17 protein-coding genes and 2 pseudogenes are annotated in these 18925 nt (G+C 70.1%); 11 read left to right on the top strand and 8 right to left on the bottom strand.

Features of this window, described 5'->3' with window-relative positions; all coding sequences use genetic code 11:
• Nucleotides 1–95 precede the first annotated feature (95 nt).
• The 4 genes and pseudogenes from ACZ7L1_RS34020 to ACZ7L1_RS34005 form a co-directional block, all read right to left on the bottom strand.
• Entirely contained in the window at nt 96–590 is a 495-nt protein-coding gene (locus ACZ7L1_RS34020) for a cupin domain-containing protein (RefSeq protein ID WP_471442827.1), read from the bottom strand.
• Nucleotides 591–715: 125 nt separating this feature from the next.
• Nucleotides 716–1690 (bottom strand): annotated as a pseudogene (locus tag ACZ7L1_RS34015) (MFS transporter); the annotation flags it as partial.
• Between the two features lie 144 nt (nt 1691–1834).
• Nucleotides 1835–2176: pseudogene (locus ACZ7L1_RS34010) on the bottom strand (alpha/beta fold hydrolase); the annotation flags it as partial.
• 245 nt (nt 2177–2421) lie between these two features.
• Nucleotides 2422–2892, bottom strand: a complete 471-nt coding sequence (locus ACZ7L1_RS34005) for a carboxymuconolactone decarboxylase family protein (protein ID WP_470863940.1) — start codon at nt 2890–2892, stop codon at nt 2422–2424.
• 247 nt (nt 2893–3139) lie between these two features.
• On the opposite strand from ACZ7L1_RS34005, the gene ACZ7L1_RS34000 reads away from it, so the two are divergent.
• From ACZ7L1_RS34000 to ACZ7L1_RS33980, 5 genes are all read left to right on the top strand, one after another.
• Nucleotides 3140–3928 (top strand): DUF427 domain-containing protein, encoded by a 789-nt coding sequence (locus ACZ7L1_RS34000; RefSeq protein ID WP_471442825.1) that lies wholly within the window; start codon nt 3140–3142, stop codon nt 3926–3928.
• A gap of 166 nt (nt 3929–4094) precedes the next feature.
• The gene (locus ACZ7L1_RS33995) at nt 4095–5045 is read left to right on the top strand and encodes an alpha/beta hydrolase (RefSeq protein ID WP_470863936.1); all 951 of its coding nucleotides are present in this window, start codon (nt 4095–4097) and stop codon (nt 5043–5045) included.
• Nucleotides 5046–5184: 139 nt separating this feature from the next.
• Complete coding sequence (locus ACZ7L1_RS33990; RefSeq protein WP_471442823.1) at nt 5185–5904, top strand: alpha/beta fold hydrolase; 720 nt, start codon at nt 5185–5187, stop codon at nt 5902–5904.
• A 158-nt stretch (nt 5905–6062) separates the two neighbouring features.
• Nucleotides 6063–6404 (top strand): hypothetical protein, encoded by a 342-nt coding sequence (locus tag ACZ7L1_RS33985; protein ID WP_471442821.1) that lies wholly within the window; start codon nt 6063–6065, stop codon nt 6402–6404.
• 88 nt (nt 6405–6492) lie between these two features.
• Nucleotides 6493–9264, top strand: coding sequence for an ATP-binding protein (locus ACZ7L1_RS33980; RefSeq protein WP_471442819.1), 2772 nt, complete (start codon nt 6493–6495; stop codon nt 9262–9264).
• 41 nt (nt 9265–9305) lie between these two features.
• On the opposite strand, the gene ACZ7L1_RS33975 is transcribed toward ACZ7L1_RS33980, so the two are convergent.
• Complete coding sequence (locus ACZ7L1_RS33975; RefSeq protein ID WP_471442817.1) at nt 9306–9713, bottom strand: OsmC family protein; 408 nt, start codon at nt 9711–9713, stop codon at nt 9306–9308.
• Nucleotides 9714–9988: 275 nt separating this feature from the next.
• Here ACZ7L1_RS33975 and ACZ7L1_RS33970 point away from each other — a divergent pair, with 275 nt between their 5' ends.
• The 5 genes from ACZ7L1_RS33970 (at nt 9989) to ACZ7L1_RS33950 (ending at nt 12682) form a co-directional block, all read left to right on the top strand.
• The gene (locus tag ACZ7L1_RS33970; protein ID WP_471442815.1) at nt 9989–10699 is read left to right on the top strand and encodes a sigma-70 family RNA polymerase sigma factor; all 711 of its coding nucleotides are present in this window, start codon (nt 9989–9991) and stop codon (nt 10697–10699) included.
• Between the two features lie 266 nt (nt 10700–10965).
• Nucleotides 10966–11118 (top strand): hypothetical protein, encoded by a 153-nt coding sequence (locus ACZ7L1_RS33965; protein ID WP_471442813.1) that lies wholly within the window; start codon nt 10966–10968, stop codon nt 11116–11118.
• Nucleotides 11119–11592 carry a hypothetical protein gene (locus ACZ7L1_RS33960; RefSeq protein WP_471442811.1) on the top strand — a complete coding sequence of 158 codons (474 nt, stop codon included), beginning with the start codon at nt 11119–11121 and terminating at the stop codon, nt 11590–11592.
• Between the two features lie 55 nt (nt 11593–11647).
• Nucleotides 11648–11842, top strand: coding sequence for a helix-turn-helix domain-containing protein (locus tag ACZ7L1_RS33955; RefSeq protein ID WP_471442809.1), 195 nt, complete (start codon nt 11648–11650; stop codon nt 11840–11842).
• A 96-nt stretch (nt 11843–11938) separates the two neighbouring features.
• Complete coding sequence (locus tag ACZ7L1_RS33950; protein WP_471442807.1) at nt 11939–12682, top strand: SDR family oxidoreductase; 744 nt, start codon at nt 11939–11941, stop codon at nt 12680–12682.
• A gap of 157 nt (nt 12683–12839) precedes the next feature.
• Here the strand turns inward: ACZ7L1_RS33950 and ACZ7L1_RS33945 are convergent, their stop codons facing one another.
• Together ACZ7L1_RS33945 and ACZ7L1_RS33940 are read right to left on the bottom strand one after the other, a co-directional pair.
• Nucleotides 12840–15581, bottom strand: coding sequence for a helix-turn-helix transcriptional regulator (locus ACZ7L1_RS33945; protein ID WP_471442805.1), 2742 nt, complete (start codon nt 15579–15581; stop codon nt 12840–12842).
• A gap of 90 nt (nt 15582–15671) precedes the next feature.
• Nucleotides 15672–16304: a sigma-70 family RNA polymerase sigma factor gene (locus ACZ7L1_RS33940; protein WP_471442803.1), complete on the bottom strand. Its 633-nt coding sequence runs from the start codon at nt 16302–16304 to the stop codon at nt 15672–15674.
• Nucleotides 16305–16715: 411 nt separating this feature from the next.
• Between ACZ7L1_RS33940 and ACZ7L1_RS33935 the strand changes: the two genes are divergently transcribed.
• Nucleotides 16716–17192 carry a hypothetical protein gene (locus ACZ7L1_RS33935; protein ID WP_471442801.1) on the top strand — a complete coding sequence of 159 codons (477 nt, stop codon included), beginning with the start codon at nt 16716–16718 and terminating at the stop codon, nt 17190–17192.
• On the opposite strand, the gene ACZ7L1_RS33930 is transcribed toward ACZ7L1_RS33935, so the two are convergent.
• Nucleotides 17189–18625 carry a helix-turn-helix transcriptional regulator gene (locus tag ACZ7L1_RS33930; RefSeq protein WP_471442799.1) on the bottom strand — a complete coding sequence of 479 codons (1437 nt, stop codon included), beginning with the start codon at nt 18623–18625 and terminating at the stop codon, nt 17189–17191. The two genes, ACZ7L1_RS33935 and ACZ7L1_RS33930, sit on opposite strands and share 4 nt — an antisense overlap.
• Nucleotides 18626–18925: the final 300 nt, after the last annotated feature.

Here is an 18925-nt window from a genome sequence, read left to right as displayed (position 1 = left end):
CCGTACAAAACCACCGACACATCCACTCCCCCAATCATGCGGGTCGCCCCCCCGTCTGGACACCCCCCCCCTGTCCCCCCGCCTGTCGGTGTCCCCTATTCCACGAAGTACGAGTCGTGCTTGTCGAAGAACGCGGCACGCTCCTCCTCCGAGGCGTGCGCCAGCTGCGACACCTGCTCGAAGTACTCCTCGCGCGGGGCGCCCGGGGTGAACAGGAGAAGCATGTCGGCCGGGGCGTCGGAGTCGTTCCGGAAGGCGTGCAGCCCGCCCTGGGGCACGTGCAGGAAGTCTCCCTTGCGCGCGTCGACCCACTCCACACCGTTGAACAGGCGCACCGTGCCGTCCAGGATGTAGAAGGACTCCGAAATCCGCTTGTGGAAGTGCGTCTTGGGGCCGCCCGCCCTGGGCCGCATCTCCACCCTGTACAGCCCGAACTCGCCCCGCGTGGTACCAGTGGTCGCCAGATAGTGGGTGGCGTCCTGCCCGGTACCGCTCTCACCGAGGTCCGGCGGCGTGGTGGCCGGCCGGAAGACGGCGCTGACTTCACCGTCTTCTCCCCAGTACTTCTGCTCCGGGTACGGGTACGACATATCTGGCTCCTTTCCTGTGGCCGACGCGTAACGACGCGCCGGCGCGAACCGCTGAGCAGCGGTCCTCTCTACAACGAGACCGGCGGGCATCCGCCGGTGTGACAGCCGGTGGTCCCGGCAAGTTGTCATTCGGCGGCCCGGTGATGGGCGAAGCGGGACACCAGCGGCGGCTCCATCAGCCAGCCGTGTGTCCGCCCGTGCAGCGGATGAGAAGCCGCGGCGGTCTGCCGCAGCGTGCCGAAGGCCACGGCCGCACCGACGGCCAGCAGGCCCGCGCACAGCGGCATGGCCCGGCTGAACGACGTGTCGAAGGCCGCGTCCGACCGGTAGGCGTCCGGTCCCATCCCGACCAGCAGGGGCAGCGCCGCCACGGACACCAGTCCGGCCGCATGGGCCGCGGCGTTGTTGATGCCGCTGGCCAGCCCGGCGTTCGAGGCATCCACCGAGGACAGCAAGGTCACGGTCAGCGGAGCGACCATGACGACCATGCCGGCTCCCATCACCAGCAGGGCGGGGAGGACGTGGTGGACGTATGACGCGCCCGGACCCACTCGCCGCATCATCAGCATGCCCGCTCCGCACACCAGCGGGCCGACGGTGAGCGGTGTCCGCGGCCCCAGCCGCCGGGCGAGCATCCCGGAGTGGGAAGAGAACAGCAGCATCAGCACGGTGTTGGGCAGCATGGCCGCCCCGGCTGCCGAGCGCCGAGTACCCGACGACGATCTGCAGTTGCAGAGCGGTCAGGAAGAAGAACCCGCCCGTGCCCGCGTAGACGTACAGCGTGATCAGGTTGACAGCGGTGAACTGCCGGGACGAGAAGATCGACAACGGCATCATCGGATCGCTGCTGCGCCGCTCCACGCGGAGGAGCACGGCACCCGCCACGACGCCGGCGACGGCCGCGCCGACGGCCGCCGGTCCGCCGTCCCGGGCCTCGGTCAGCGCGTAGGTGACCAGGGCGAGCGCCAGAGCGCCCAGGACGGCGCCTGGGACGTCGAAACCGGTGCGCGCCGGCCCTCCGTGCCGACCGTGACGTCCCCGGCCGCCCGGGGCATGCCCACGGACTCCGGGACGTGGCGCAGCGCGACGGGCACGCACAGCTCCTCGCGGAACGGCCACTTGGGGGAGTTCCGCTTCCAGATGACCCGGGCGACCCCCTGCGGGTCGGCGGCCAGACCGGCCCGGCCCCGCTCAGTGAGGAAGTAGTAGAAGTACCAGAAGCCCGCTTCCCGTTCGGGTGCGACGGGTTCCATCGCCGCGCCGATGTCCTGGATAAGGTAGCTGTTGACCGAGACCAGCCCCAGAACGCGCTCGGGCCACAGGGCCGCGGCGACGTTGGCGGCGCGCCCGCCCCAGTCGTATCCGGCGAGGTAGGCCCGCTCCACGCCCAGGGCGTCCAGGAAGGCGACGACGTCGGCTCCCAGAGCGGCCTGCTGACCCGAGCGCTGAGTCGACTCGGACAGGAACCTGGTGGGCCCGTGGCCCCGCAGATAAGGGACGACGACCCTGAACCCGCTCTCGGCGAGCAGCGGGGCGACGTCCGCGTAGCTGCGGATGTCGCTGCAGGAGCAGCACGGTGTCGTCACCGGCGGAACCCGTCTCGTGGTAGGCGACTTCCAGCACGTCGGTGCTGACTCGTCGCAGAGGGGCGAGTGCGTCGCGTTCTGACACGGGAGCCCTCTGCATTCCGTTGCCCGCGGCGGTCGCTCCGGGCGCCGCGCAGCCGGGCGGACACCGTTCGACCGGACAGGGCGGCGTCCGTCGCCTGGTCGAAGGTCGGGGCGACCAGGCGAGGGACGGTCCTGCGGCCGGCCGAGCCGGGGCGGCTGACTCAGCCGAACATGCCGGGCTTGTAGTCGCCGGCGGGCTGCCGGTTGATGACGTTGATGCGGTTGTAGGCGTTGATGACGGCGATCAGCGAGATCAGCGCGACGAGCTGGTCCTCGTCGTAGTGCTTCGTGGCGTTCGCCCATGCCTCGTCCGACACGCCGGCCGCGCCGTCCGCGATGCGCGTGCCCTGCTCGGCCAGCTCAAGCGCCGCGCGCTCGGCCTCCGTGAAGACGGTGGCCTCGCGCCACACGGCCACCAGGTTCAGACGCTGCTGCTCCTCACCCGCGGCGGCGGCGTCCTTGGTGTGCATGTCGGTGCAGAAGCCGCAGCCGTTGATCTGGCTGGCACGAATCTTCACCAGCTCCTGAGTGGCGACCGGGAGAGCCGAGTGCACCGCCGCGCCGGCCGAATTGAGGTGCTTCATGACCTTGCCGGCCAGGGCGTTGCCGAAGTAGTTGATACGCGCGTCCATGACGGATCTCCTCAGGTGTGGAACAGTTACAGCTCACTGACCGGGAGCCCCGTCGATCTGTGACATCGTCGGTCATCGAGTCACTCCCGTCGGACCAGGACGCGGTCCGGATCGGTGTGACAACACCATCCGCAGCACCGTGTGACGACACAAGCATGTGAAGCCCGTCGGCCCGAGGGCGGTCATCCTGGGACCGCAGACACCGGGCACGGCGAGCGCACCATTCAGCGAATCCAAGGTGATCACCATGGCAACCGAGAGTGTCCTGCACCCGAGCCTCATCGTCCCGGTCGGGCACGTCGAGCCCGTACCTCGCCGCATCCGGGGAATGATCGGCGGACGTGTCGTCTTCGACACCCGCCGCGCGCTGTACGTCTGGGAGTGGCAGGCCTATCCCCAGTTCAGCATCCCGCTCGAGGACCTGGTGGACGGTGTGCTCGACGACGACAAGCACATGGAGCACCTCGGTGCCGGCCCAGCGCACCGTCACACCCTGCGGGTCGGCTCGGAGGTCCGATCGGGGGCGGCGTGGGTCTGGGGAGAGGGCGCCCCGGGACCCCTGCACGACACCGTGCGCTTCGAGTGGGAGGCGCTGGACTCCTGGTTCGAGGAGGACGAGCCGGTCTTCGTTCATCCCCGGAGCCCGTACTCCCGCGTGGACGCCCTGCGCTCCGGCAGCAGCGTCAGAGTCGAGGTGGACGGCGTGGTGCTGGCGGAGGCCCCCAACTGCGTCAAGTTGTTCGAGACCGGTCTGCCGACCCGCTACTACCTCGACCGTGCGGCCATCGACTGGACCAAGTTGCGGCGCTCCGACACGGTGAGCCGATGCCCCTACAAGGGGACGACGAGCAGCTACTGGTCGTTCGACAGCGACACCGCCTCCCACGAGGACATCGCCTGGATGTACGACTTCCCGACCATCCACGCCAACCGCATCGCCGGACTGACCGCGTTCTACAACGAGCACGTCGATCTGTACGTCGACGGCTTCCTGCTGCCGAGGCCCACCGACCCCACCCGGCCGGCCTCTGACTGACGACGCCGGACCAGTCGGCTCGGGCCTGCACATGATCCCTTGAGAAAGGCCGTGGCCGGTGAGCGATTTACGCGCCGTTTTCGCCGACGCGTCACACATCGACTCCCGGCCCGGTCTCATGAGGTGGAAAGTCTTCCGAAACCCACCACCTCGCAAGGAGTATGCCGTGAGCGACATCATTCTCGAGCCCGCCGCCCAGGAATTCGCCGACGCGGCCGCCAAGCCGCCGCTGCTTTACGAACTCGGTGTCGAGGGCGCCCGCAAGCTGCTCGACGATGTCCAGTCCGGCCCGATCGACAAGCTCGACGTGGACGAGAAGTGGATCACCGTCCCCGCCGAGGTCGGTGACGTGAGGGTGCGCATCATCAAGCCCGTCGGCAGCACCGGTGTCCTGCCCGTGATCCTCTACGTGCACGGCGGCGGCTGGATCCTCGGCAACGCCGGCACCCACGACCGCCTGGTGCGCGAACTGGCCGTGGGCGCGGAGGCGGCCCTGGTCTTCGTCGAGTACGACCGCTCGCCAGAGACGAAGTACCCCGTCGCCATCGAGCAGGCGTACGCCACCGCCCAGTGGGTCACCACCAAGGGCGTCGAAGAGGGTCTGGACGGCTCCCGTCTGGTCGTCGCTGGTGACTCCGTCGGCGGCAACATGAGCGCCGCCCTGACCCACCTGGCCAAGCGGCGCGGCGACGTCACCTTCCTGCACCAGTCGCTGTACTACCCCGTCACCGACGCCGGGCAGGACACCGAGAGCTACCGGGTCTTCGCCCACGGTCCGCACCTCACGGCGAAGGCCATGGAGTGGTTCTGGAACGCCTACACCACCGACCCGGCCGAGCGCGATCAGATCACGGCCTCGCCCCTGCGCGCGACCCTGGAAGACCTCCAGGGGCTGCCGCCGGCGTTCGTCGTGGTCGACGAGAACGACGTACTGCGCGACGAGGGCGAAGCGTACGCCCGCAAGCTGATCCAAGCAGGCGTGCCGACGACCAGCATCCGCTACAACGCCAGCCTGCACGACTTCATGATGCTGAACCCGGTCCGCGGAACGCAGGCCTCGACCGCGGCGATCGAGCAGGCCGTCCACGTCCTGCGCAAGGCCCTGGGCACCGACTGATCACCCTCGCGGCATTTCGCGGATAAATTCCAGACATCGCAGCGTACCGCGATACAGCATGGTCGTACGCCCAGATGGGGCGCGTATTTCATTAGCGCTTCACCGGTGTACTTCACTGGCAAAACGAAAGGCCACTCTCATGAGTGCACAGAAGCCGACCATCGTCCTCGTCCATGGCGCATTCGCAGATTCTTCCAGTTGGAACGGTGTCGTCGAAAAGCTCCACTCGCACGGCTATCCGGTGGTGGCCGCGAGTAATCCGCTACGCGGACTGGCCGGAGACAGCGTGTACGTCAGACAACTCGTGGCCTCCATCGACGGCCCTGTGGTCCTTGCCGGCCACTCCTACGGTGGCTCGGTGATCAGCAACGCTGCCAGCAGCCTCGACAACGTCATGGCACTCGTCTTCGTCGCGGCCTTCCTGCCGGACGAGGGCGAGAGCGCGGTCACCCTCTCCGGCAAGTTCCCGGGCAGTACGCTGGGGGAGGCGCTCCATCCGGTACCGGTTACCCTGCCGGACGGCAGTCAGGTCACGGATCTCTACATCGAGAAGAGCAAGTTCCACCAGCAGTTCGCCGCCGACGTTCCGGAGGAGACCACGGCGGTCTTGGCCGCGACCCAGCGACCCGTGGCCGACGTCGCGCTGGCGGAGGGTGCCTCCACCCCGGCGTGGACGAACGTCCCGTCGTGGGTTCTTGTGGCCACCGAGGACCGGAACATCCCGGCCCAGGCACAGATCTTCATGGCCGAGCGCGCGAAGGCCACCGTGGTGAGCGTCACCGCCTCCCACGCGGTCAGCGTCTCGCGTCCCGGTGACGTCGCGCGCCTGATCAACGAGGCGGCGCAGGCGACCAGCTGAACCGCTGGCTCCCAGCGCACCGGATCCCACCGGGAGGCCGATCGAGTGAGCGGTCGGCCGCCCGCAGGCGCGTCGAGGGAGCACGCGCCGACGGCCGTTGCGCCCCCGCAGCCCGGTCCAGGTGCCGAGCACCGGGCCACCGACTCTGGGAACGCATCATGAACATGAACAAACAGGCAGCTCGTGGACTGGTCGACATAGAGGCCTATCTGTACCGGGAGGCTCATCTCAGTGCTGCTCGCCAACGTGTGACGGCCTTCACCGAGAGGATGGACGGGCTGGCCCACGAACAGAAGAGGGATATCGAGCTGTGGTATCTCGAGGAGCAGAAGTACGTCGCCCGCATGGTGACGAAGTACATCGCCGACAGTGTCGGCGCGGCCGAGACGGCGAACAACATCCGGTTCGGGCGATGGCTGCGCGGAACACTGATCGCCATGGCGGTGATCACCGTGTTGACGTTCGTGTGCACGGCCGTCGTCGTGGGATCGGTGGCCTGATCCCCGCGCCGTCAAACGGGGAGCGGCATGTTCGGGACAGGCTCGACGTCCTTGAACGCCAAGGTATCGTGGCAGCGGGGAGGCTGTCATGGCGAGGGACGGAGCAGGGACCGGACTCTTCGGGCGGCGGGACGAGTGCAAGGTTCTCGATGACCTCCTCGCGCAGGCCAGGACCGGGCGAAGCGGGGTTCTGGTGCTGCGCGGTGAGGCGGGCATCGGGAAGACCGAGCTGCTGAACCACCTGCGCGACCGTGCCACCGGATGCCGCGTCGTCAGGGCGGCCGGAGTGCAGTCCGAGATGGAGCTTTCCTACGCCGGGCTGCATCAGCTCTGCGCTCCGCTGCTGTCCCAACTCGATGATCTTCCCGAGCCGCAACGCAACGCACTGCGCACCGCGTTCGGAATGCAGGTCGGTGATGCGCCCGACCGGTTCCTTGTCGGTCTGGCCACCTTGAGTCTGCTCGCCGGGGCCGCCGGCGATGAGCCGTTGCTCTGCCTGGTCGACGACGCGCAGTGGCTGGACCGTGTGTCGGCCCAGATTCTGGGATTCGTCGCTCGTCGGCTGCTTGCCGAATCGGTTCTGCTCGTACTGGCCGTCCGCGAGTCCGGCTCCCGCGAGATTCTCGCCGACCTGCCGGAGCTTGCTGTGCGTGGATTGAACGAGCGCGATTCCCGCAGACTCCTCGACTCCGTCGTCACCGGGCCGCTCGACCAGCGTGTGCGCGACCGCATCATCGCCGAGACGCGCGGCAATCCGCTGGCTCTCCTGGAGCTGCCGCGAGGCCTGACCGCCGTCGAGATGGCCGGAGGTTTCGGAGGGCCCGGTGCCCGGCCCCTGTCCAGCCAGATCGAGGCGGGCTTCCTCCGAAGGATCCAGTCGCTTCCCTCGGAGGCGCAACAACTGCTGCTCATCGCCGCCATCGAGCCGGTCGGTGACGTGGCCCTGCTGCGGGACGCAGCCGAGCGCTTGGGAATCTCCGTGGACACCGCCGTGACCCACGCCGAGGCGTCGGGACTGATGACGCTTGGCACGTGGGTGCGCTTCCGCCACCCGCTGGTTCGCTCTGCGGCGTACCGCGCCGTCGGCTTCGAGGAACGTCGGCGCGTGCACGCGGCTCTGGCCGACTCGATCGACGCGAGCGTCTATCCCGAACGCCGCGTATGGCACCTGGCGAGCGCGGCCACGGGACCGGACGAGGCCGTGGCCGCCGAACTGGAGGGATCCGCCGGGCGGGCGCACGCGCGCGGCGGGGTCGCGGCGGCGGCAGCCTTCCTGCATCGGGCCACCGAACTGACTCCGGATCCCGTACGCCGCGGAGCCAGGGCATTGGCCGCGGCGCGGGCCAAATACCAGGCGGGCACCTTCGACGTGGCACGGGAACTGGTCGATGCCGCGGAACTGAGCCATCTCGACGAGGTCGGAGCCGCACGGGCGACCTTGCTCCGGGGACAGATCATGTCCGCGGCCAAGAGCGCCAGCGCCGGCCTGCCGCTGTTGCTCGAAGCGGCCAAGCGGCTCCAGCCGTACGACGCCGTACTCGCCGGTGAGACGTACCGGGACGCGATCTACGCGGCCCTGACCGCGGGCCGGCTGGCCACGGGCGGGGTCCGCGACGTCGCCGAGGCGGTGCTGAGTGCGCCGGGCCACGTCGACACCGAGAGCCGTGAAGGTCTTCTCCTGACCGGTCTCGCACGGGTGATCACCGAGGGATACTCCGCGGGTGCGCCGATCCTCCGGGAGGCCGTCGACGCGTTCCGCACGGGAGGACTCTCCCGGGAGGAAGGTCTGGGATGGCTTCCGCTCGTGTGCCGCATGGCACACAGCACCTGGGACTTCGCCGCCTGGTCCGAGCTCTCGGCACGGCTGGTCGACCTCGCCCGCGGCAACGGAGCGCTCGCCGTCTTGCCCTCGGCCCTCCTCCTGCGCCTGTCGAACCGGGTGTTCGCCGGCGACCTCCGCGGCGCTGATTCCCTGGCCGTGGAAGCGAACGCGATCGGTGAAGCCACGGGCAGCAGCTTCTTCGCGCACTACGGAGCACTCGTCGTGGAGCCCTTCAAGGGACGGGAGTCCACGACCCGGCAGGCGATCGAAACCCTCACGCACGACCGTCTCCTGCGGGACGAGGGCAAGGTGACGACGGCGACCCAGTGGGCGGCGGCGGTCCTCTACAACGGCCTCGGCCGATACGAGGAGGCCTTCGCCGCCGCCGAGTGTGGATGCGAGAACCCGCAGGAACTCGGACTGTCCCTCCAGTCCCGGGTCGAACTCGTCGAAGCGGCCGTACGACTGGGGCGGACCGCGCAGGTGGCCGAGGCTGTGCGGACGATCGAGGAGATGGCCCGGGTCAGCGGAACCGACTGGGCGCTCGGCATCTCGGCCGCCACTCGTGCCCTGGTGAGCGAGGGGCAGGCCGCCGACGTCCTGCACCGGGAAGCGATCGAGCGGCTCGACACGGCACAGGCCCGGATGGACGGCGCACGGGCACGGCTTCGCTACGGTGAGTGGCTGCGCCTGGAACAGCGACAGGCCGAGGCCCGTTCCCAGCTGAGCGAGGCGCACACGCTGCTCGGCGACGCCGGGGCCGAGGCATTCGCGGAGCGTGCTCGACGCGAGTTGCAGGCCGTGGGCGTGAAAGTGCGCAAACGCGCCTCGGCGACGCCGGCGGTCCTCACAGCGAAAGAAGTCGAGATCGCGCGACTCGCCCAGCGCGGCTTCACGAACCCGGAGATCGGCGCACGGCTGTTTCTCAGCCCGCACACAGTCGAATGGCATTTGCGGAAGATCTTCGCGAAGCTGGGGATCTCCTCCCGCAAGGAGATCGGCTCCGTGCACCTCGAAGGGATGCCGGCGACGTCCTGACCCGCCCGGTTTCCGGGCGGGCCCGGTCGCCGGGGGCGCGGCTAGGCGGGGGACACGTCCGGCTCCGCCAGCAACGTGGGTACGGTGACGATCTTGACCTCCCTGGTCAACAGGCGGTGAATGGGACAGCGCCCGGCGGCAGCCAGCAACTGCTCCCGCTGCGCCGGCTCCAGGTCGCCGGTCAAACCGACGTTCTTGACGATGCGCCCCTGATCACCGAACCGTACGGCCACGTCGATGCGGTCGAGTGCCCAGCCGTGCCGGTCGGCCAGCGCCTGCACGGCCATGGAAGTGCAGGACCCCAGCGCTGCCAGGAGCAGCTCACCCGGGGTGGGACCCGTGTCGGTGCTGATGGGCTCGGGTTCGTCGGCCGTCAGGGTGTGAGGGCCGACCGCGATGGAGCGGGTGAGCCGTCTGCCTTCGGCAATGGACACGATGCGGGTGGTCATGGGTCTTCCTCTCGACCGAGGTGCGGGGACCGGGTGGCTCATCCCTCTTACGCACAGACCGAGCGGCGCACGCGTGTGTGACAGGCCGGCGCGGGACAGCGCAGTGCTGCCCCGAGCCCCCTGCCGCGGTGCGCCGCGGCCCCACCACGGCATCACCAGGGCACCACCACGCAGCCTCCCACGGGTTCTCAATGGCGCGGTCGCCGCGCTGCCGCACGAGGGTTGATCGCGCGGCGTTCCGACGTCGCTCACCCACTCCAGCGGAGGAGCCGACCGTGGACACGTACCTGAGGGAACGCAGGCGCTCGCCGGTGCAGGACAGTTGCGCGGTGGCCTCGGCGATCGACGATCTGGAGGGCGCGGTGTCCGTGTTCCTGCAGGCCCGGCCCTCGTTGATCAACATTGCCTATCGGATCCTCGGCAACGTGAGCGAGGCCGAAGACGTGATGCAGGAGGTATGGGTGCGGTTGCAGCGTACCGACCGCACAGCCGTGCACAGCCCGTCGGCGCTGCTGCGGACGATCACCGCCCGGGTGGCGATCAACGTGCTCCAGTCGGCTCGCAGACGGCGGGAGTGCTGCGCCACCCCGTGGCTTCCGGATCCGCCGGACCCCGATGCCACCCCGGACGCGGTGGCCGAGCGGCAGGACGCCGTGGAGCGAGCGGTTGCCCTGTTGCTGGAGACGCTGACACCCCGGCAGCGCGCCGTGTTCGTCCTCCGGCAGGGGTTCGGATACCCGTACGACCGGATCGCCGGGCTCCTGCACCTCTCCGTCGCCAACGCCAGGCAGGAGGTCACCCGTGCACGGCAGCGTCTCGATGCACCGTGCCGACGGCAGCCCGTGGATGTCGTCGCCCACCGCCGGCTGGTGCAGGCGTTGCTCGCGGCCGCACAGGTGGGTGACCTGGCCCGTCTCGAGCAGGTACTCCTGAGCGACGCCGGCGAACCCATGAGCGCCCCGCTCGGCAGGCCGGCGAACGGTTAGGGCAGGCCTTCGGACCATCCCGGCGCCGCCCGGAAGTTCCGCACTTCGCAGCCGGGCCGATCCGCACGACGGGCCCTGGCAGCGTGTGACCCGGCCTGCTGCCGAGCCCGCCCCGGAGGCCGGGGGCGGCCGTGGAAGCGGCACCCGTACCCAGTCGTCGACAGCGACTCGGCCCAGATCAGCAGGAGTACTCCCGAAACGGTCACTGCCGTTTCGCACAGTGCGGAGTGTGCGTGGTGCTCGGACGCAGCCGTGAATGTCAGATCATGGATGAGTTGGCGGCGAAGGTACGAGTCGGCCGGAGCGCCGTCATCGTGGTGCGCGGGGAGGCCGGCATCGGCAAGACCGCCCTCCTGGACCATCTGGCGGCCAACGTGCCCGACTGCCGGACGGCCCGTGCCGGGGGCAGCGAGGCCTAGATGGAGCTGCCGTTCGCCGGACTGCACCAGCTCTGCGGCCCGCTGCTCGACGACATCGACCACCTCTTTGCTCCGCAACGTGAGGCGCTCGACACCGCCTTCGGCCTCGCCAAAGGCCCGCCGCCGAACCTGTTTTTGCTTGGGCTGGCCATCTTGAACCAGTTGGCGGAGGTGGCCCGCAAGCGGCCACTGATCTGCCTGGTGGACGATGCGCGGTGGCTCGATCGTGCCTCCTTGCAGGTGCTCGGATTCGTCGCGCGACGCCTGACGGCGGAGTGGGTCGGCTTGGTCTTCGCGGTGCGGGAGCCATACAGCGAGCGGGTGCTCGACGGGCTACCGGAACTGATGCTTGACGGGCTGGGGGAGGACGAGGCTCTCGCCTTGCTGCGGTCGGTGATACCCGGGACACTCGACGCGAACGTCCGCAGCCGGATCGTTCGGCGCGGGTGCGTTCGCCGGGCGTGCCGCCCGTGAGCTGCGGGCGACGGGGGAAGCGGTGGCCCGGCGCGGTGCGGCGGCTCCGGCGGCCTTGACCTTTCAGGAAGCGCAGATCGCGGGTCTGGCCCGGGACGGGCTGACGAATCCGGAGATCGGCGCGCAGTTGTTCCTCAGCCCGCACACAGTCGAGTGGCCTCTGCGCAAGGTGTTCGCCAAGCTCGGCATCACCCTCCGCCGGCAGCTGCGCACCGTGCTCACCGAGTGGCCGCCCACCCCGACGGCGTGAGAGCGGCCAGCCCCACCTCGTCGTGTCACAGCGGGAGCGCCTGCCTTGTCTGTAGGGCGCAGCCGGGAACCGTGGTCGTTACGAGGAGGCAATCACATGCAGGTGGCCGTGGCCGGAGGAACCGGCATGGTGGGGAAGTTCGTCGTGGCGGAGCTGCGGGCCGCGGGACACCGACCTGTGATTCTCGCCCGTTCGCACGGCGTGGACCTGGCCACCGGCGTCGGCCTGGAAGAGGGGCTGTCCGGCGGTGATGCGGTGATCGATGTGACGAACATCGTCACGACGAGGAGGAAGACCGCGGTCGACTTCTTTTCCCGGGCCACCGGCAACCTGCTTGCTGCCGCCCGGTCGAACGGGATCGGGCATCTGGTCACTTTGTCGATCGTCGGCAGCGACGAGGTGGATTTCGGGTACTACTTCGGCAAGCGCGTTCAGGAAGCACTGGTCCGCGACGGAGGCGTGCCGTGGACGGTGCTCCGTGCCACCCAGTTCTTCGAGTTCCCCGAGCCGCTGTTGGACAACCGGTCACCGGTGGTCATGATGCCGAGGATGCTCACCCAGCCCGTCGCCGCCCAGGACGTCGCCGAGAAGCTCGTCGAGCACGCGGTACAGGGCCCTTCCGGCATGGCACGGGAGATCGCGGGGCCCGACCGGCTGGACATGGTGGAGATGACGCGCCGTATTCTGCGCTCGCGGGGCCGGCGGCGGCTCGTCGTGCCGGTGAGACTTCCCGGCAAGATGGGCAATGCCATGTCGCGAGGCGGCCTGCTGCCGCGTGGGGAGTACGTCCAGTGCCGCCGGACGTTCGACGAACACCTCGCCTCCTGGGGCGGGCCATGACAATCGGTCGGTGACCGGCGACGGGGGTGGCTCCCACGGTTCAGGGGCCGCCCTCGTGCGCGGGCGCAGGAGCCGTCGTCCGTCGGCGGCGAGCAGGCCCCCGACCGCTCGTTCCGCGGGGTCGCCACGCCGGCGCTCCCAGCGTCGAGACGTCGGGTCACAGCGCCGTGTGCAGGTGCCGCCGGGAGGGGATGCCTAGCTTGGCGTACACCTTCCGCAGGTGCCATTCCACGGTGTGCGGACTGAGGAACAGCTGCGCGCCGATCTCTGAGTTGGTCAGACCCTCCCGGGCCAGCTGCGCGATCTGGGTCTCCTGGGCGGTCAGTGTCTGCGCGGCGACACCGTCGCGCCGGGTCACCGTCTCACCTGTGGCCCGCAACTCGCGGACGGCGCGTTCGGCGAACGCGCCCGCACCGAAGCGGCTGAAGAGGGCGTGTGCCTCGCGCAGGTGTTCCCGGGCGTCCACGCGACGGCTCTCCCGCCGCAGCCACTCCCCGTAGAGCAGGTGGGCCCGGGCCAGCTCCACTCCGGTGCGGGTACGTCCGAGTCGTTCGATCGCCTCGCGGTACAGCTCTTCGGCCGCGTGGCCTCGGCCGAGCAGCGCCCGGGAGCGCGCCTGGACACCCAGCGCCCAGTTCGTGGCGGCGGCGTCTGTGACCCGGGTCAGCCGGTCCAGTGCGACCTTGGCCGCGTCGTGGCGACCGCTGCGCGCTGCGGCTTCCACCAGTTCGACCAGTCCCCAGTTGGCCGCGATCAGGTCCTGCTGGTGCGCGGTCGCCAGACGGGCTGCATCGAAGGCCTCCTCGTATCTGCCCAGGCCGTTGTTGAGCACGGCTGCCGCCCGCAGTCCGATGGCCACGCCGAGGCCCTCACCGCGGTGCACGGCCTCGTCCGTGCCGGCCTCGATCAGCGGAGCGGCCTCGTGTGCGCGACCCTGCCAGGCGGCAAGCGTCATCGTGCCGTACGGCGCGAAGCTGGTGCCGGCCGCCTCCTGCACCCGGGCGATCTCCGCTATGAGCAGTGCCGCCGCGTCCAGTTCACCGGCGCACGTGTGGAGGACGACCCGCGAGTTGAGTGCGAGGGGCAGCTCGGCCAGCGCGCCGACGGCCCGTGCGGTCCGGACCTGGCGTGTCACCAGCTCCGTCCAGCCCTCGTCGTCCCACATCTCGGCAGCCAGCGCCGAAGCCGGCCACGACAAGCGCAGGATTTCCTCCGGGTCGTTCTCACGGCGCAGCGCCCGTACCGCTTCGCGCGAGGCGGCAACCGCCTCGCGGTATCCGACGGTGAAGCGGATGGCCAAGGCGTCCAGAAGCAGATCGGCAGTGCGCGGCGGTTTCGTGACAGGCGGCAACGTCGTCCGCGCGGTCGCCGCCACCTCGCGTACGTGCGTGCCGGAGGCGAGGCGTCCGGCGAAGATGGCGGCCGACAGGGCGTCCAGAAAGGTTTCGCGAGCCAGGCCTGCATCGAGTGGCACCAGGCGCCGCGCGGTGGCCAGCAGAAGGGGGAGCGCCTCTTCGTCCCGGCTGGAGGCGAAGGCGATCCGGGCCTGGAGGAGGTCCACGCGGGCGCGACCGAGTGCGTCCAGGACGCCGCTCCCGGCCAGCGCCAGCAGATCGCGCGCCGCAGCGGGCTCACCGGCGCGGAGTTTCGCCTGAGCCGCGGCAAGGGCGCGCGTCGCCTTGCGCCGCGGGTGAGGCGTCAGTACGGCCGCGTGTGCGAGGAACGCCGCCGCGGCGGCGGTGTCGCCTCGGGCCAGCGCCCGCCCGGCCGAGGACTCCAGCTCGGCGGCGACCGCCTCGTCCGGCCGCACCATCGCCCGCGCCAGGTGCCACGCGCGGCGGTTCGGGTCGAGGTCGGGGTCGGTCGCCTCCGCCAGGACGCGGTGGATCTCCCGCAGCTCCGCCAGCCCGGCCGACCGGTAGATCGCGGAGCGCAGGAGCGGATGCCTGAAACGCACCAGAGCCCCGATGTCGAGCAACCCCGCCGTCACCGCCGGGCCGGCCGCGGCGGAGTCGATGTCCAGTTGCTCGGCGGCACGCCTGAGCAGCGCCGCATCACCAACCGGCTCGGCGGCGGCGAGCAGCAGCAGGCGTTGCGTCGCGGCCGGCAGCGAGCGGACCTGCGTGAGGTAGCTTCGCTCGATACGGCCGGTCACCGGTCCGGGATCGGGCAGGTCCAGCCCGTCGGCCGGCCCCGTCCCGATGCGGCCGCGGGGGAGTTCCAGCAGGGCGAGGGGGTTGCCGTGTGCTTCGGCGAGGACGCGGTCACGGATCCGCTCGTCCATCGGGCCGTCGGCCGCCGCGTCCAGGAGTGCGCGCGCGTCGGCGTCGTCGAGGCCGTCGAGTCTCAGCTCGGGCAGGCCGGCCCACTCGTCGCGTCCTCGTTGTTCACGGGAGGCGAAGACCAGTGCCAGCGGTTCGGCGAGTATCCGTCGCGCTACGAACGCCAGCGTGTGCGCGGAGACCCGGTCCAGCCACTGGGCGTCGTCCACGAGGCAGAACAACGGCTGCTCGGCGGCCACTTCGGTGAGCAGTCCGAGTACGGCCAGACCGACCAGGAACCGGTCCGGAGGCGGTCCTGTGCTGAGCCCGAACGCCGTCGCCAGCGCTTCTTTCTGCGGGGGCGGAAGGGAGTCGACGCGGCCGAGGAACGGGGCGCACAACTGGTGCAGTCCCGCGAAGGGGAGCTCCATCTCCGACTCGGCGCCCGCCGCACGGGCGACGCGGTACCCGGCGACGCGTGCCGCCAGGTGGTCCAGCAGAGCGGACTTCCCGATTCCGGCGTCACCGCGCAGGACCAGTACGGCGCTGCGTCCCGCCTCCACCTCCGGGATCAGCGCTTCGAGCGCATCACACTCGCGGCGCCGGCCACGTAGCCGCGCCGGATCGTCCTCACTCATCCTGAACCCTGCACGCGGGGGAGCATAACAACGCCACGAGCGGCTCAGCTGGCCGTGGCGGGGGGAGGAGCGAGCCGTCTTCCCCGCTTCTCAAGAGCGTATCTCCACTCGCTCGCCACACACAGCAGCGGGGGCGCCGTCGGCGGCGAGCACTCTCTCCAAGGGCACGAGGTCGCCCGACCGGGCCGCCGTGCGGAAGGCCCTCACGAGCCGTCGGTGTGCGTCCGGGTCCACCGGCCGGGGCCGTCGGCTGCCGGCGAGACGCTCTTGCGCACGGAAGACCTGCTGTCTGGCATTGGTGGCGCTGACGTGCAGGATCTGGGAGATGCGGGAGTAGGGGTAGCCGAATCCTTCCCGAAGGACGTACACCGCGCGTTGGCTCGGGGTCAGAGTCTGCATCAGCAGGAGGACGGCTCGTTCGACGGCGTCCTGCAACTCGGCCACCGTGTCCGGACCGGCCTGGTGGTCCGTCGAATCCGGCAGCCAGGTGCCGACGCAGGTTTCCTGGCGTCTGCGGGCGGACTGGACGACATTGACGGCGAGCCGGATCGTCGTCGTCCTGAGCAGCGCCGGTGGGTTGAGCACGACCGTCCGGTCAGTTCCCTGCCACCGCACCCATGTCTCCTGGAGGACGTCCTCGGCTTCGACCGCGTCGCCGGTGATGCGGTGGGCGATCCTGAGCAGTCCGGGCCGGGGCCCGGACGAACACGGACACGGCCTCACCGAGTTCGTCGGCGGCCGGGCGGGCCATCATGCCCGGAATGTCCCGGGCCGGCCTGGCTCTGGTCGGATACGGCTTCACGACCGGCTCCTTCGCTCGACGGGATGGCGCCCCGAAGGGCGGCAGACCCCAAGGTCACACCCGGGTGTGACCGATCGCACCCCGCGGAGGCCGTAGGCGGGTTCGTAGTGGTCCGTGGTGGACCCGTGGTGGATCGGTGACGGATCACGCTCGGACGCTCAGCGGACGAGCGCATTCCGATGATGACCGGCCGCCGCCTGCTGTCCGGGTCGGCTTGTCACACGGACCGGCCCCATTCAGTCAAAGGGGTAAGAAGCTGCATTTTTTGGCATTCGCGCTGATGTTCCGGCTGGGGATCAACCGGCTGACATCGAACGCGGAGAGGAGGTCACATGCTGCTCGAGAGGGACCACCCCAGCCTTCCGGAGGCCGACTGTGCAGGGCTCACCGCAGGGGACGGCGCCCTGGCCACCGGCTCCGCTCTCCGCGAGGCAGACCAGACGGCGCGCGGCCCTCGGACCTTCCTACGCTCTGTGCCCACGCAGCCTGTGAAATGGCTGATCGGCGTGCCGTTCCGGCCCGACGGGACCCGTGTGATCCGGATGTACTACGTGGTCGACGAAGCTCTAGACGTCGCCGGCGCCGTGCACGTCGCCATGGAGCGCGCCAACAGCCCTCAGGAGAGGTGCGCGCGAGGCGGTATGCCGGTGGAGGTCGAGCACATCGAGGTGCGGAGGATTCTGCTGGACACCCTGGGGCGCATGAGCCTGGACGGCTGCCGTGACCTGGCGGCGCCTTCGTGGTCGATGTGGTCGCAGGACGGCGAAGAGCCCCAGGTGGGTGGCCGACGGCACCTCCCGCCCGCCTAGGCCGGCGTGGCTGTGGGACGGTCGGTGAGGGTGGTGCGGAGCTGCCTGCGGGAGGTGATGCCGAGTTTGACGAAGACCTTGCGCAGGTGCCACTCGACGGTGTGGGGGCTGATGAACAGCTGGGACCCGATCTCCGGATCGGTGAGCCCGTCCCGCGCCAGACCCGCGATCTGTGCTTCCTGAGCGGTGAGCTCCGCGGAAGCGGTGATGACACGCCTGGCTACCGTCTCACCGATGGCCTGCAACTCGCGACCGGTGCGCTGGGCGAAGGCACCGGCGCCGAACCGGGTGAACATCTCATGGCCTCCCGCAGTTGGGTGCGAGCGTCGTCGCGACGGTTCTCGCGGCGCAGCCATTCCCCCGTACAGCAGATGTGCCCGGGTCAGCTCCATGCGGATGCGGGTACGACCGAGTCGCTCGGTCGTCTCGCGGTAGAACGACTCGGCCGCGTCGTTCTCGGCGAGGAGCGCCTGAGCGCGGGCCCCGATGCCCAGCGCCCAGTCCGTGCCGGCGGCACCGGTCGTCTCGGTCAGCCGCTCCAGTGCGAGGGCGGCCGTGCCTCGCTCGCCACTGCGCACGGCGGCCTCGACCAGCTCGGACAGTCCCCAGTCGGCGGCGGCCAGGTCCTGTGCGTGCGCGGCGGCCAGGCCGGCCGCCGCGCGTACCGGTCCGTACACGCGCGAACCGTTGCAGAGCACCGCTCTCGCCCATTGTGCGATGCTCACGCCGATCCCTTCACCACGGGCTGCGGCGTCGTCCGTGCCGGCCCGGATCAGTTCCTCCGCACGGGATTCGTCGCCCTGCCAGGCCGCCAGCGCCGGCGCGCCGTAGGGCGCGAGGTCGCCGACCGACTCCTGTATCGGCGGAATCTCCGCGACGAGCTGCGCCGCCGCGTCCAGTTCACCGGCGAAACAGTGCACGACGACCTGTGAGTTGAGCGCGAGTGGCAGCTCGCTCAGCGCACCGACGGTCTGGGCGGTCCGCACATGACGTGCCGCCAGTTCCGTCCAACCCTGGTCGTCCCACATCTCGGCGGCAACGGCCAAGGCGAGCCAGGACCAGCGCAGCACCTCCCCGGCATCGGTCTCCCGCAGGAGCCACCGCACGGCCTGCCGCGAGAGGTTCACGGCCCTGCCGTACCCCCGGGCGAACCGGACCGCCAAGGCGTCCAGGAGCGAACCAGTCACATCCGACCGCCGCGCTGGGGGCAACGCCTGCGGCAGTGCCTGGCGTGCGGTGGCCGCCATCGTCCGTATGTCGATGCCGGTGGCGAGGCGCCCGGCGAACATGGCGGCCGAAAACGCGTCCAGGAACGTCTCCCGGGCCAGGGCGGCGTCGAGCGGCACCAGCCGGCGTGCGGCGGCCAGCAGAAGCGCGGACACCTCACCGCCGCGGTTCGAGGCGAACGCGATCCGCGCCCGCAGCAGATCCACGCGAGATCGATCGAGCGCGTCCAGATGTCCCCCCTTCGGCCAGCAGCAAGAGCTCCTGCACGGCGTCGGGCGCACCGGCACGCAGCTTCGCCTGCGCGGCGTCAACGGCGCGCGCCGCCCTGAGTCCGGGTTCCGGGGTCAGAACGGCGGCACGTGCGAGGAAGGCCGCTGCCGCGCCCACGCCGCCACGTGCCCGCGCTCGCTGCGCCGCCCGCGTAGCTGCCCCAATACGATCCTCACCCACCATACGCACGACCTTCCGCGATACTAGGCCGTTTCGGGTCGGCATGCAGCAAAGGG

It is taken from the genome of Streptomyces sp. NPDC107546, assembly GCF_055639175.1.
Note: the sequence above shows the minus strand (reverse complement) of the source record. Positions and strands in the feature narration are given on the sequence as shown.

What these genes read in the sequence shown, in the direction of transcription:
- ACZ7L1_RS34020 (WP_471442827.1), bottom strand. Translation starts at nt 590, where the DNA reads ATGTCGTACCCGTACCCGGAGCAGAAGTACTGGGGAGAAGACGGTGAA.
- ACZ7L1_RS34005 (WP_470863940.1), bottom strand. Translation starts at nt 2,892, where the DNA reads ATGGACGCGCGTATCAACTACTTCGGCAACGCCCTGGCCGGCAAGGTC.
- ACZ7L1_RS34000 (WP_471442825.1), top strand. Translation starts at nt 3,140, where the DNA reads ATGGCAACCGAGAGTGTCCTGCACCCGAGCCTCATCGTCCCGGTCGGG.
- ACZ7L1_RS33990 (WP_471442823.1), top strand. Translation starts at nt 5,185, where the DNA reads ATGAGTGCACAGAAGCCGACCATCGTCCTCGTCCATGGCGCATTCGCA.
- ACZ7L1_RS33985 (WP_471442821.1), top strand. Translation starts at nt 6,063, where the DNA reads ATGAACATGAACAAACAGGCAGCTCGTGGACTGGTCGACATAGAGGCC.
- ACZ7L1_RS33980 (WP_471442819.1), top strand. Translation starts at nt 6,493, where the DNA reads ATGGCGAGGGACGGAGCAGGGACCGGACTCTTCGGGCGGCGGGACGAG.
- ACZ7L1_RS33975 (WP_471442817.1), bottom strand. Translation starts at nt 9,713, where the DNA reads ATGACCACCCGCATCGTGTCCATTGCCGAAGGCAGACGGCTCACCCGC.
- ACZ7L1_RS33965 (WP_471442813.1), top strand. Translation starts at nt 10,966, where the DNA reads ATGGATGAGTTGGCGGCGAAGGTACGAGTCGGCCGGAGCGCCGTCATC.
- ACZ7L1_RS33960 (WP_471442811.1), top strand. Translation starts at nt 11,119, where the DNA reads ATGGAGCTGCCGTTCGCCGGACTGCACCAGCTCTGCGGCCCGCTGCTC.
- ACZ7L1_RS33950 (WP_471442807.1), top strand. Translation starts at nt 11,939, where the DNA reads ATGCAGGTGGCCGTGGCCGGAGGAACCGGCATGGTGGGGAAGTTCGTC.
- ACZ7L1_RS33945 (WP_471442805.1), bottom strand. Translation starts at nt 15,581, where the DNA reads ATGAGTGAGGACGATCCGGCGCGGCTACGTGGCCGGCGCCGCGAGTGT.
- ACZ7L1_RS33935 (WP_471442801.1), top strand. Translation starts at nt 16,716, where the DNA reads ATGCTGCTCGAGAGGGACCACCCCAGCCTTCCGGAGGCCGACTGTGCA.